The 12,403-nt window shown below is 61.5% G+C and carries 12 protein-coding genes; 8 read left to right on the top strand and 4 right to left on the bottom strand.

The features are described 5' to 3' along the window. The first annotated feature begins 81 nt into the window (after window positions 1-81). Complete coding sequence (locus B7L09_RS32820) at window positions 82-849, top strand: methyl-accepting chemotaxis protein (RefSeq protein WP_438269324.1); 768 nt, start codon at window positions 82-84, stop codon at window positions 847-849. Between the two features lie 161 nt (window positions 850-1,010). Here the strand turns inward: B7L09_RS32820 and B7L09_RS13920 are convergent, their stop codons facing one another. Continuing rightward, window positions 1,011-1,802: an AraC family transcriptional regulator gene (locus B7L09_RS13920; RefSeq protein WP_094469291.1), complete on the bottom strand. Its 792-nt coding sequence runs from the start codon at window positions 1,800-1,802 to the stop codon at window positions 1,011-1,013. 84 nt (window positions 1,803-1,886) lie between these two features. On the opposite strand from B7L09_RS13920, the gene B7L09_RS13925 reads away from it, so the two are divergent. Further along, entirely contained in the window at window positions 1,887-2,915 is a 1,029-nt protein-coding gene (locus B7L09_RS13925; RefSeq protein ID WP_094469335.1) for a bile acid:sodium symporter family protein, read from the top strand. Here the strand turns inward: B7L09_RS13925 and B7L09_RS13930 are convergent. Beyond that, window positions 2,902-4,179 carry an acetyl-CoA C-acetyltransferase gene (locus B7L09_RS13930; RefSeq protein WP_094469292.1) on the bottom strand — a complete coding sequence of 426 codons (1,278 nt, stop codon included), beginning with the start codon at window positions 4,177-4,179 and terminating at the stop codon, window positions 2,902-2,904. The two genes, B7L09_RS13925 and B7L09_RS13930, sit on opposite strands and share 14 nt — an antisense overlap. A 223-nt stretch (window positions 4,180-4,402) precedes the next feature. Here B7L09_RS13930 and B7L09_RS13935 point away from each other — a divergent pair, with 223 nt between their 5' ends. Together B7L09_RS13935 and B7L09_RS13940 are read left to right on the top strand one after the other, a co-directional pair. Then, entirely contained in the window at window positions 4,403-5,755 is a 1,353-nt protein-coding gene (locus B7L09_RS13935) for a 3-oxoacyl-ACP reductase (RefSeq protein WP_094469293.1), read from the top strand. A 2-nt stretch (window positions 5,756-5,757) separates the two neighbouring features. After that, complete coding sequence (locus tag B7L09_RS13940; RefSeq protein WP_094469336.1) at window positions 5,758-6,612, top strand: MaoC family dehydratase; 855 nt, start codon at window positions 5,758-5,760, stop codon at window positions 6,610-6,612. A 91-nt stretch (window positions 6,613-6,703) separates the two neighbouring features. Here the strand turns inward: B7L09_RS13940 and B7L09_RS13945 are convergent, their stop codons facing one another. Together B7L09_RS13945 and B7L09_RS13950 are read right to left on the bottom strand one after the other, a co-directional pair. Continuing rightward, on the bottom strand, window positions 6,704-7,120 hold the full coding sequence (locus tag B7L09_RS13945; RefSeq protein WP_094469294.1) for a response regulator: 417 nt from the start codon (window positions 7,118-7,120) through the stop codon (window positions 6,704-6,706). A 68-nt stretch (window positions 7,121-7,188) separates the two neighbouring features. Next, window positions 7,189-7,401: a Flp family type IVb pilin gene (locus B7L09_RS13950; RefSeq protein ID WP_010463828.1), complete on the bottom strand. Its 213-nt coding sequence runs from the start codon at window positions 7,399-7,401 to the stop codon at window positions 7,189-7,191. Window positions 7,402-7,727: 326 nt separating this feature from the next. On the opposite strand from B7L09_RS13950, the gene cpaB reads away from it, so the two are divergent. The 4 genes from cpaB to B7L09_RS13970 all read left to right on the top strand — a co-directional run bounded on the left by cpaB (window position 7,728) and on the right by B7L09_RS13970 (window position 12,393). Next, window positions 7,728-8,657 (top strand): Flp pilus assembly protein CpaB, encoded by a 930-nt coding sequence (gene cpaB, locus B7L09_RS13955; RefSeq protein ID WP_094469295.1) that lies wholly within the window; start codon window positions 7,728-7,730, stop codon window positions 8,655-8,657. A gap of 21 nt (window positions 8,658-8,678) precedes the next feature. Further along, on the top strand, window positions 8,679-9,938 hold the full coding sequence (locus B7L09_RS13960) for a type II and III secretion system protein family protein (RefSeq protein WP_094469296.1): 1,260 nt from the start codon (window positions 8,679-8,681) through the stop codon (window positions 9,936-9,938). Beyond that, entirely contained in the window at window positions 9,935-11,128 is a 1,194-nt protein-coding gene (locus B7L09_RS13965) for a CpaE/TadZ family protein (protein WP_064450508.1), read from the top strand. The genes B7L09_RS13960 and B7L09_RS13965 overlap by 4 nt, the downstream gene beginning before the upstream one ends. After that, window positions 11,125-12,393, top strand: a complete 1,269-nt coding sequence (locus B7L09_RS13970; protein ID WP_064450507.1) for a TadA family conjugal transfer-associated ATPase — start codon at window positions 11,125-11,127, stop codon at window positions 12,391-12,393. The genes B7L09_RS13965 and B7L09_RS13970 overlap by 4 nt, the downstream gene beginning before the upstream one ends. Window positions 12,394-12,403 lie beyond the last annotated feature (10 nt).

A 12,403-nucleotide genomic window follows, 5' to 3' on the forward strand; every position in this document is an offset into this window, starting at 1 on the left:
CGCACCCTGATCCAAAGCATCGGCGGCGCCGCGACCAAGATCCTCGCCACCTCGAAGAGCTCGACCCAGGTCTCCAGCGACATGGCTGAAGCCGCCGGGCGCCAGCGTGAGGCGGTGGAGTTGGTGTCCACCGCCTTCAACGAGATGGTCGCCACCGCCAACGAAGTGGCGCGNTCGTGCAGCCAGGCGGCGGAATCCGCCGACAGTGGCCAGCGTCAGGCGCGTCAAGGTCAGCAACAGATTGATGCAGCCGTAACCAGCGTTGATCGCTTGAGCCAGGAAATCGAACAGTCGGCGCAGTCGATGCAACAGCTTGAACGCGACAGCAACGACATTCAGTCGATCCTCGGGACCATTCGCTCGATTGCCGAACAGACCAACCTGCTGGCACTGAACGCCGCCATTGAAGCNGCGCGGGCCGGTGAGCAAGGNCGTGGCTTTGCGGTGGTGGCNGATGAAGTGCGGGCGCTGGCCAAACGCACGNCGGATTCCACCGCGGAAATCGATGGCTTGCTGGGCAACCTGGCCAAGCGCACCAGCCAAGTGACTCAACAGATGCATGCGAGCCTGGAAGTGTCGCAACAATCGGTGACCCGCATCGGTGAAGCGCGCAGCAGTTTCGGGCTGATTCGTGAGTCGGTGGATGTGATTCGCGACATGAACACGCAAATCGCCACGGCGGCGGAAGAACAGCATCACGTGGCCGAAGACATCAACCGGCACATCAGCCAGATCCATGGCGATGCGCAACTGGTGGCGGAACTGGCAAACTCGGCGCGGCTGGATTCGCAGAGCCTGGCCGGATTGTCGAATGAACTGGACGGGTTGGTTCGTCGCTTCAGGACCTGATCCCGAGTCCCGGTGGCCGCTGCGCGGCCAATCGCGGACAAGCCCGCTCCCACAGGTTATTGGGTGTCCACACAAACCGCTCCCACAGGTTATTGGGTGTCCACACAAATCGTGAAACACCAACAATCACTGTGGGAGCGGGCTTGCCCGCGATGGGGCCGTCACTGTTTGAAGAGTTCACCGGGCGTGAAGCCGAACAAGCTTTTGAACGCCGCAATAAACGCCGACGTCGAGTCATACCCACAAGAAAGCGCCGCATTCGTTACGCTGTCACCCTCCTCCAGCAAACTCAGCGACGACAGCAACCGCATCCGCTGTCGCCACCCGCGAAAACTCAACCCGGTCTCGCGCTGAAACAAGCGCATCAGCGTCTTTTCCGAGGTGCCCAGGCGCTGCGCCCATTCCTGCAGCGTTACGGCGTGCTCCGGGCTTTCGATCAGCTCATTGCACAACCCGAGCAGCCGCTCATGCCGCGGCAACGGCAGGGAAAATTCCACCTCCGGCAGACTCGCCAACTGATCCAGCAGCACACTCACCAACCGCGCTTCCTGGCTGTCGCCCTGCGGGTACTCCACCGGCAGCAAGCAAAAACTCTTGATCAGTTCCCGGGCCAGCGGCGTGACTTCCAGCACCCGACAACGCCCGTCGGCCCATTCGCAGTCTTCGCGGCGCACGTAAAGGCTGCGCATTTCGGCGCGCATCGAGGTCACCACCTGATGTTCGAGATCCGCTGGAATCCAGATCCCCCACTGCGGCGGCGCAAAGAAACTGCCCTCCGCCGTGTGCACGCCGAGAACGCCGCTGATGGCGTAGGAAAACTGCACCCAATCGTGGCGATGAGGGGGCGTCCACGACCCGGCATTCAGACTTTCCGCCCGTGCGAACAGCGGACGCGGCAACGCTTTCAGCGTCGGGATGGCCCGTTCGAGGGAAAGTTGTCCGTTAGTCGGCATTGATTGGCCTTATGTCGCAAGACGGCAGATAGGGCCGACGTTAGGCTAAGTCATCAATTCTTACAAATGTATTCGGTGGCCGTTATGCATGCCTTCAAACACCTCAAACGCGTGGTCACCGACTGGTTCTTGTGCGGCATGCTGATTGCCACGCTGCTGGCGTATTTCTTCCCGGTCTTCGGCGCCTCGGGCGGCGGGATGCACGCCGAGTATGTGATCAACATCGGCGTGTTCCTGGTGTTTTTCCTGCACGGGGTCAACCTGTCCAGCGAGCAGATCAGCCATGGCCTGAAGAACTGGAAGCTGCACGTGATGGTTCAGGGTTTCACCTTCGCGGTGTTCCCGCTGATCTGGTGGCTGAGTGACAAGCTGTTGGGTTCGCACGTTCCGTCGCTGCTGATGCTCGGCTTCTTCTACCTCTGCGCCCTGCCGTCGACCATTTCGTCTTCCGTGGCCCTGACCGGCAGTGCGGGCGGCAACGTGCCGGCAGCGATTCTCAACGCGAGCCTGTCCAGCGTGCTGGGGATTTTCCTGACGCCGTTGCTGGTAAGCCTGGTGGTCGGCAGCGGTGCCGGCGGCATCGATCTGGGCTCGACCCTGCTCGACCTCTGCGCCATGTTGCTGTTGCCGCTGGTGCTCGGCCAACTGTTGCGGCCGCTGTTCGGCAAGTTCTTTGCCCGCCACAAGCGCTACACCAGCATCGTCGACAAGCTGGTGATTCTGTTGCTGGTGTACTCGGCGTTCTGCAACTCGATGGTCTCGGGGATGTGGCAACAACAGGGCAACGGCGTGATTCTCAGCGCGCTGATCGGCAGTGCGATCCTGCTCGCGATCATCCTGTGGATGACCACCCGCACCGCCCGCGCCTTGAAGTTCAGCCCGGCCGATGAGATCGCGGCGGTGTTCTGCGCCAGCAAAAAATCCCTGGCGGCCGGCGCGCCGATGGCGGCGTTGATCTTCGGCGCCAACCCGGGCCTGGGCTTGATTCTGCTGCCGATCATGATTTATCACCCGTTGCAGTTGATCGTCTGCTCGGTGATGGCCGAGAACTACGCCAACCGCAACCGTGAACGCATCGCGCAGCAGAACGCCGAACTGATCAGCGCTCGATAATCGCCGTCACGCCTTGGCCGCCGGCGGCACAGATCGAGATCAGGCCTCGACCCTTGCCCGCTGCATCCAGCAATTTGGCCAGATTGGCGACGATGCGCCCGCCGGTGGCGGCAAACGGGTGACCGGCTGCTAATGAACTGCCTTTGACGTTGAGGCGGCTGCGGTCGATGGAGCCCAGCGGCGCATCGAGGCCGAGACGGGTTTTGCAATACTCGGGATCTTCCCAGGCCTTCAATGTGCAAAGCACCTGCGCGGCGAANGCTTCGTGAATCTCGTAGTAATCGAAGTCCTGCAATGTCAGGCCATTCCTCGCCAGCAGGCGCGGCACGGCGTACACCGGCGCCATCAACAGCCCTTCGGCACCGTTGACGAAATCCACCGCCGCGGCTTCGCCGTCACGCAAATAGGCGAGGATCGGCAAGCCACGTTCCTTCGCCCATTCTTCACTGCCCAGCAGCACCAGCGACGCGCCATCGGTGAGCGGCGTGGAGTTGCCCGCCGTCATCGTGCCCTTGGCGCTTTTCTCGAAGGCCGGTTTCAGCGAGGCGAGTTTTTCCAGGGTCAGGTCCGGACGCAGGTTGTTGTCGCGGGTCAGGCCGAGGAACGGCGTCATNAAATCGTTGTGCCAGCCTTCGGTGTACGAGGCCGCGAGTTTTTGATGACTCTCCAGCGCCAGTTGATCCTGCTCGGCGCGGGGGATTTGCCAGGTCTGCGCCATCAACTCGCAGTGCTGGCCCATGGACAAACCGGTACGCGGCTCTCCGTTGCGCGGGAATTCCGGGATCAAGTCCCGGGGACGCAGCTGCAGAAAGGATTTCAGTTTGTCGCCGGTGGTCTTGGCGCGATTGGCTTGCAGCAGCACCCGGCGCAAACCTTCACTGACGCTGATCGGCGCATCCGAGGTGGTATCGACGCCACCGGCAATGCCGCAATCGATCTGTCCCAGGGCGATCTTGTTGGCCACCAGCAACGCAGCTTCCAGGCCGGTGCCGCACGCCTGCTGAATGTCGTANGCCGGGGTGCCGGGGGACAACCGTGAACCGAGCACGCACTCGCGCGTCAGGTTCATGTCTCGGGACAGTTTTAGGACCGCCCCCGCCACCACCTCGCCGATGCGCAGGCCGTGCAGGTTGTAGCGTTCGATCAGGCCTTCCAGCGCCGCCGTCAACATCGCCTGATTACTCGCCGTGGCATAAGGGCCATTGGAGCGGGCGAAGGGGATGCGATTACCGCCAATAATCGCGACGCGGCGCAGTTGGGTCATGAAAAGCTCCTTGAAAATACTCAAATATGAACACAGAACCTTGTGGGAGCGAGCTTGCTCCCACAGTGATCTCATTGCCCACAAATCCGGTGTTCCAACTAATCTNCAAATCCGGTGTTCCAACTAATCTGCTGAGTTCAAGCGTAGGCCTTATCTCGTGGATCGAACGACTGATTGCCATTCGTGGTCCACACTTTGAACCCCAGCTGCCGGAGTGCGTTCCATGTCTGACCGTTATATCGACTTCGCCAACTCAAGCCTCGGCCATCGCCTGGTCGCCGCCATTGGCCTGCCGTCTCCGGTACGCCTGGAGCGGTGGCAAGCAGGCCGGCTGCGGCCTGTCGAGGGGGCGCTGTTGATTGGCGGCGGCCCGCTGGCGGAAAAAGTCAGTGCCTTCGCCAACCGCCTGACCGACGCGATCTACAGCTACGGCGCCGAGCCTTCCCTGGCCACCGCGTGGATTCCCGGCCACGGCCCCAAGCTCAAAGCCGTGGTGTTCGACGCCAGTGACTTGNAGCACACCGACCAGCTCAAACAGCTGCGCGAGTTCTTTCAGCCGTTGCTGAAAAATCTTGAGCACAGCGCCCACCTGGTGATCCTTGGCCGCGCCCCAGAGACGTTGACCGACCCGTTCGCCGCCAGCGCACAGCGTGCAGTGGAAGGTTTCAGTCGCTCGCTGGCCAAGGAACTGCGCAGCGGCGGCACCTTGCAGCTGATCTACGTCGGTGAAGGCGCCGAGGATCAACTCGAAGGGCCGCTGCGGTTTTTCCTCTCGCCCAAAAGTGCGTTTGTGTCAGGTCAGGTGGTCCGCTTGAAGGCTTGCGCTACGCAGGTGTCGGACTGGACTCGCCCGCTGGCCGGGCGCAAGGCGCTGGTCACTGGCGCCGCGCGTGGCATTGGCGCCGCCATTGCCGAAACCCTGGCCCGTGACGGTGCCGATGTGATCGTGCTTGACGTGCCTCCGGCCAAAACCGATCTCGATGCACTCGCTGCGCGTCTCGGCGGGCGCAGCATCACCCTGGACATTTGCGCCGAAGACGCCGCCGCGCAATTAATCGAACACCTGCCGGACGGCATCGACATCGTGGTGCACAACGCCGGCATCACCCGCGATAAAACCCTGACCAATATGACCCCGGAATACTGGGACGCCGTGCTGGCGGTGAATCTCAACGCGCCGCAAGTGCTGACCAAAGCCCTGCTCGACAGCGGCGCCTTGCATGACAACGGGCGAGTGATTCTGTTGGCGTCCATCAGCGGTATCGCCGGCAATCGCGGGCAAACCAACTACGCGGCGAGCAAGGCCGGGCTGATCGGGCTGGCACAGGCGTGGGCACCCTTGCTCAAAGAACGCGGCATCAGCATCAACGCGGTCGCCCCTGGTTTTATCGAAACCCAGATGACCGCACACATTCCCTTCGCCCTGCGTGAGGCCGGGCGACGCATGAGTTCATTGGGCCAGGGCGGCCTGCCACAAGACGTTGCCGAAGCAGTCGCGTGGCTTGCTCAACCGGGGACCGGCGCGTTCACCGGGCAAGCGTTGCGAGTCTGCGGCCAAAGCGTCCTGGGGGCATGAAAATGATCACCGATTGGCACACCCTCAACCGCGAACCGAGCCTGACGGGGCTGTACGTAAAGGCGGCAACGCGGCGCAAAATCACGGGCACCACGTTGCCCGATACCGGTTTGCGCTGCTGGGTCGAAGTCGATCCGAAACGCCTGGCAGCGTATCGCAAGGTCTGTGGTTTTGCCGATAACGGGCTACTGCCGCCGACCTATCCACACATCCTGGCGTTTGCCTTGCAGATGCAATTGCTCACGGCCAAGGACTTTCCGTTCCCGCTGCTGGGGCTGATTCATCTGAGCAATCGCATCCGCGTCTTGCGCCCCATGGGCGGGGTCAACCGCGTGCGGGTCAGCGTGCAGGTGCAGAACCTGCAACCCCATGCCAAAGGGGCGACGTTCGACCTGGTGACGTCGCTGGACGATCAGTTGGGGCCGCTGTGGGAGGCTGAAAGCCAGATGCTCTGCCGCGGGGTCAAGCTGGAAGGCGAACCGGTCGAGGACGTGTTGGCATCAACCCTGGATATGACGGAAGTGGCTCGCTGGAATGCGCCGGCGGATATTGGCCGGCAGTACGCGAAAGTGTCCGGGGACTACAACCCGATTCACCTGAGTGCGGCAAGCGCCAAGCTGTTTGGTTTTCCGACGGCCATTGCTCATGGGTTGTGGAACAAGGCCCGGACATTGGCAGCGTTGAGTGAGCATCTGCCCACGGCAAATGTCGAGATTGCGGTGCAGTTCAGGAAACCGGTGCGGTTGCCCAGCGAGGTGATATTGCTGGCCAGTGCGGCAGGGTCCAGTGGGGACTTTCAGTTAATGGGTGCGGGGGATCTGGAGCACATGGTGGGGCATTGGCGGCCGATTGCCTGATTGCTCATTGGTGTCTGTCAGATCGCTATCGCGAGCAAGGTCGCTCCCACATTGATCTTTGTCGTCCACAAATGTTGTGAACACTGAAGATCTACTGTGGGAGCGAGCTTGCTCGCGATGGCGGTGGCTCNAGGTTATTGAGCGTCTCCAGCAACCGCACGTGATAGATCGGCTTGCGGAACAGGTCGAGCACCTGCAAGCGCAGCATGTCGCTGACATCTTCCATGTCTGCATGGCCGGATGTCACGATCACGGGTAAATGCTGGCGGGAGGTGTGCTCGCGCAGGCGTTTGATCAGCGACATGCCGCTTTCCTCCGGCATGCGCAGATCGGTGATCACCAGGGCGATATCAGGATGGCGGGTCAAATGATTCAGGGCGAGTTTGACCGAGGTTGCGGTAAAGCAATTGAAGCCCTCGCCCTCAAGCAGCTCCGCCAGTTCCAGCAACGCATCCTCTTCGTCATCGACCAGAAGGAGTTGTTGGCGTGGGAATGCGAGAGCGTTCATAGGGTCTTCCTGCATTGGACTAAGCGCTGACGTTAGAACCACTCAGGCCCGTTGGCAAACGGCATCGATCAAGGCGCCGCCGCCGTCAGTAGCGCCTCGATACTGGTGAAGATCGAAGTAATCGAACCCGAGATCGGCTCCATGAAAGCTGCCAGTGCGACCGCCGCCATCCCCGCGATAATGGCGTACTCAATACCCGAAGCCCCTTCGGTGTCTTTCGCCAGGTTGATGTAGAAGACGACTTCAGACTTCAGCCGCTGAACAAACTGAGTGAGGGACATGACGTTTTCTCCTTGGAGGGTGCCGGGTGTTGCATGGCCGCAACATGATTCCCCTGTGCCAGCATCAGCATTGTCGGCATTCCGCTTACCAACAACTGTAAGAACGAATTAATACTTAAGTATTAACCGGCCAATCGACGCCAAAAAACCAGGTTTGGCACGATAGCCTCTTACTTTCGTTAGATATTTTCCAAGGAGTAATGGCATTTTGATCTAACTGCGCTAACGTCAAATAGCGAAATAGTTAGAAGGTCAAAGCTGCCTGATTGCGAAGTTATCTCGTTGGACCTTACGAGTCATCAAGCAGCAGGAAAGGGAGAGCCGTGATGAACAGCCGAGTCACCATGGGTCTGGCCGGTTTTTTTCTGGTGGGTGCCATCATTGCCGGTTATTGGGGGCTGACACTGAGTCGACAACCGGCCCCCGACCCCGTCACACCGCCGAACGCTGTCGCCACCGCACCTGTTCCGGAACCTGCGCCGGTAGACGATCCCACCCGTCAACCCGTTGTCGTGCTGCTGCGCGATGTGGCGCCCTTCGTTCAAATCACCGCCGCCGACGTGACCCTGGAAAAACTGCGCACCGCCCCGGCCGGCAGTCTGACCAGACTCGATCAGGCCATTGGTCGCACGCCGTGGCGCGCACTGACCGCAGGCACCTGGCTCAACGCTGAAAGCTTCGAAGCCGGCAGTGCATTGTCGCGAATGATCCGGCCCGATGAACGTGCGCTCGCCGTCGCGGTGGATGAAGTGATCAATGCCGGCGGGCAACTGAGCCCTGGCGATTATGTCGACGTGATGCTGTTTCTGCGTGCAGACGCCAACAACGTTCAGCCGTCGGCTCAGGTGGTGGTCCCGGCCATGCGCCTGCTCAGCGTCGGCGATCAAATGGGCCTGACCAACGACGGTGCCCCTGCCACACCACCGGCGCTCACCGCAGAAGAAAAAGCCCAACGCCACGCGCCCTCTCGCACCGTGGTGCTGGCGGTGCCCGAGCAACTGCTGAGCCGACTGATGCTGGCGACCCAGGCTGGCACCTTGCGCCTGGCCGTGCGCAGCGCCGATGAACGCTTGCTGAGCCACTACTGGGCCGGCGAAAGCGATGCGCCGGGCAACCTGCAAAGCGCCAACCGCGACCTCTACCAATTCACTCAACTGGCCTTCGCCCAAGCCCCGAAAAAACTCGCCCAGGGCAGCCCACGCCGCACCGGTGTCGAAGTGATACGCGGCAATCAAGCAACCCAACAAACCCCCTGAGTCGAGCAAGGACGCCTTTAAATGCGCAGACGTTCCATGTCCATGTTCCAAGGCCTCGCCTGTGCCCTGATGCTGTCGAACTTGTCTGTAGGAGTGGCCGTGGCCGCCCCAGGCAACTGTGGCAGTTTGGGCCAACTGCCCGCAGCACTCTCGGTTGGCGAGGGCCTGCAACAGGAGCTGCAATCACCGGTCGCGATCACGCGCCTGGCGATAGGCGACCCGAAAATTGCCGATGTCCACCTCAACGGGGATCGCGGTTTCCTGCTCACCGGTGTGGCCTCCGGCACCACCAGCCTGATGGTCTGGACAGCCTGCTCGAACACGCCGCGCCAGAGCATGGTGTTCGTCAAGGGCAAGGCCACATCAGCCCTCACCAGCCTCGCACTGTCGCCTTCCGATGACCCACTGCTGCCCAGCCAGGTGCAGACCGACATTCGTTTTGTCGAGGTCAGCCGCACCAAGCTCAAGGAAGCCAGTACGTCGATCTTCGGGCGCGGCGGCAACTTCCTGTTCGGCAGCCCCAGCAACGTGGCCAACCCGGTGAGTACGGCGTTTCGCGGCAACCTCCCGNCGGTGAGTACGGCGTTTCGCGGCAACCTCCCGGTCAACGGCGATACCTTTAATATCGGCTTCGGTGGCGGGCGTGTGTCGGCCATGATCAACGCCCTGGAAAGCAGCGGTTTTGCCTACACCCTGGCGCGTCCGAGCCTGGTGGCCATGAGTGGCCAGAGCGCAACGTTCCTCGCGGGCGGCGAAGTGCCGATTCCGGTGCCCAGCAGCGGCAGCAACAGCATCTCGATCGAGTACAAAGAGTTCGGGATTCGCCTGACCCTGACCCCGACAGTGATCGACCACAACCGGATCTCCCTCAAAGTGGCACCGGAAGTCAGCGAACTGGACTACACCAACGCGGTGGTCATCCAGAACATCTCGGTACCGGCCCTGACCATCCGCCGCACCGACACCAGCGTGTCGCTGGCAGACGGCGAAAGCTTCGTGATCAGCGGCCTGATCAGCAGCAACAACACCACCAATATCAGCAAATTTCCTGGCCTCGGTGACATCCCGATCCTGGGTGCGTTTTTCCGCAGTTCATCGATCAAGCGCGAGGAGCGCGAACTGCTGATGATCGTCACGCCACACCTGGTGCAGCCATTGGCGGCCAACGCCCAGTTGCCGTCCTTGCCGGGCGAGAAGCTGCGCAACTACGACCCGAACTGGTACCGCCTGTACTTTCTGGAAAACGGTAATTTCGACCGACTCAATGGTTTGTCCCAATGAGCGATAGCCTGAGCCAGACGTTTCTGGCAATCACGCGCAATACCACCGACCTGGAATGGCTGCAGGGCGCGCTGGCGCCGCTTGGCCAAGTGGTCAGTGCCGGTAGCGGCACCCTGGACGAGTTGCTGGCGCTGGTGGATGTAACCTTCGCCAACCTGGTGTTTATCGGCCTCGACCGTGAACACGTGGTCGCCCAAAGCGCGCTGATCGAAGGTGCACTGGAAGCCAAGCCGATGCTGGCCATCGTCGCCCTCGGTGACGGCATGGACAACCAGTTGGTACTCAATGCAATGCGCGCCGGCGCCCGGGATTTTGTCGCCTACGGTTCACGCTCCAGCGAAGTCGCCGGGCTGGTGCGCCGCCTGAGCAAGCGCCTGCCACCGGTCACCACCAATACCCAACTGGGCGGCCTTACCGTGATGTACGGCACCCAAAGCAATGCCGACGGCGCCCTGCTGGCCAGCCATTTGGCGTTGGTCGTGCAAAAGAGCGGCCAGCAAACCCTGCTGCTGGACCTGGGCCTGCCCCGCGGCGACAGCCTGGCGCTGCTGGGGCTGGAAAGCTCATTCAATTTTGGCGATGCCCTGCGCCACCTCAGGCGGCTGGACACCACCCTGATCAACAGCGCGTTTACCTCAGCCGAAGACGGTCTGCGCATCCTTGCCTATGCCCCCAACGACGAGCCCCTGGAGCTGACCAGCGCCGCCGAGCTCTACATGCTGCTCAGTGCCTTGCGCCAGCACTTCCAGCACATTGTGGTGAACCTCGCCGGCCAGCCGGACAGCGAAGCGCTGCGCACGTTTGTCAGCCACTGCGACAAGCTGTTGTGGTGCACCGACCAGAGCGTACTGGACTGCCGTCGCAACCTCGGCGTGCTAAAGCAGTGGCGCGAAAAAGGCATGAAACTGGAGCACGCCAAGCTCTTGGTCGACCGCTATATCAAAGGCTGCGCGCCCGACTCCGAGGCCTTGGGCAAAAGCTTCGGGCTGGAAGTGATCGCCGTGTTGCCGTTGAGCCCGGAGGTGCGCCTTAACGCCAAGAACCAGGGGCAGACCCTGTTCACACTGGCCCCTCGAGAAAGCCTGACCCTCGCGCTGAAAACCCTTGGGGAGCGGCTGGCAAAGCGTTCGGAAGGCATGAAGAAACCGTCCAACACCTGGCTTGAACGCTTACTGAGAACAGGCAAATGAACGGCGAAAAACTCTTTGGCACACCGGCTCGCGGGATCGCTGGCAACACCGACCACGACGGGCTGAAGCTGGTGCTGCATCGTTACATCATCGATGCCATCGAAGAGTCGGGAAAAAACCTGCTGGAGGGCTCGCGCCAGCTGTTGGCGCAGTTTGTCATCGACAAAGTCGCTGAATACATCAACCGCATGCACCTGGCGATTTCCCGTTATGAGATGGAGCGCCTGGCCGAAGAAATCGTCGACGAGTTGACCGGTTTCGGCCCGCTGGAAGTGCTGCTGCGCGACCCGTCCGTGACAGAAATCCTGGTCAATGGCCCACACCGCGTGTTTATCGAACGTGACGGTTTGCTGCACCTGAGCGACCTGCGCTTTATCGATTCGCACCACGTCGAGCGGGTGATGCAACGCATCCTCGCGCCGCTGGGCCGACGCCTGGATGAGTCATCGCCGATGGTCGACGCCCGCCTGCCCGATGGCAGCCGGGTCAACGCGATCATCCCGCCGATCGCCCTCGATGGGCCCTGCCTGTCGATTCGTAAATTTCGCAAGGACATGCTCAAGAGCAGCGACCTGGTCGCGATGCAGACCATCGACCAGAACATCTTCGACTTCCTCCAGGAAGCAGTCGGCAAGCGCTGCAACATCCTGATCAGCGGCGGCACCGGCACCGGTAAAACCACACTGCTGAATATCCTCAGCCAATTGATCAACCCCCATGAACGCCTGGTCACCATCGAGGACGTGGCCGAGTTGCAACTGGGCCACCCGCACGTCGTGCGCCTGGAAACCCGCCCGCCGAACGCGGAGGGCCACGGCGAGGTCAAGGCCAGCGACCTGATCCGCAACGCCCTGCGGATGCGCCCCGACCGCATTATTCTCGGCGAGATCCGAGGGGTGGAAGTGCTCGATGTACTGACCGCCATGAACACCGGCCACGACGGTTCCATGAGCACCGTGCATGCCAACAACGCCGGCGATGCGCTGCTGCGCCTGGAAACCCTGGTGGGGTTGACCGGCCGCGTGGTGGCGGAGAAAACCCTGCGGCAAATGATCTGCGCGGCCCTGGATGTGGTGATCCAACTGACCCGCCTGCCGGACGGGCGTCGTTGCGTCAGTGAAGTGGTCGAGGTGGTGGGCATCCGCGAAGACGTCTACGTGACCAACACCCTGTTCCGGCATGACCGGCGTACCGGCTTCGGTTTTCTGCGCGAGGCGGTCAACCCTGCCGGCGAAAAACTGCGCCGCGAACCGACACTGCCTTGAAGGAGGCACA

It is taken from the genome of Pseudomonas mandelii, from assembly GCF_002251635.1.
In the GTDB taxonomy this organism is placed as follows: domain Bacteria; phylum Pseudomonadota; class Gammaproteobacteria; order Pseudomonadales; family Pseudomonadaceae; genus Aquipseudomonas; species Aquipseudomonas mandelii_B.

Coding starts and splice junctions, on each gene's coding strand:
- B7L09_RS13925 (WP_094469335.1), top strand. CDS start 1,887: ATGCATGCCTTCAAACACCTCAAACGCGTGGTCACCGACTGGTTCTTG.
- B7L09_RS13950 (WP_010463828.1), bottom strand. CDS start 7,401: ATGTCCCTCACTCAGTTTGTTCAGCGGCTGAAGTCTGAAGTCGTCTTC.
- cpaB (WP_094469295.1), top strand. CDS start 7,728: ATGAACAGCCGAGTCACCATGGGTCTGGCCGGTTTTTTTCTGGTGGGT.
- B7L09_RS13940 (WP_094469336.1), top strand. CDS start 5,758: ATGATCACCGATTGGCACACCCTCAACCGCGAACCGAGCCTGACGGGG.
- B7L09_RS13970 (WP_064450507.1), top strand. CDS start 11,125: ATGAACGGCGAAAAACTCTTTGGCACACCGGCTCGCGGGATCGCTGGC.
- B7L09_RS13920 (WP_094469291.1), bottom strand. CDS start 1,802: ATGCCGACTAACGGACAACTTTCCCTCGAACGGGCCATCCCGACGCTG.
- B7L09_RS13965 (WP_064450508.1), top strand. CDS start 9,935: ATGAGCGATAGCCTGAGCCAGACGTTTCTGGCAATCACGCGCAATACC.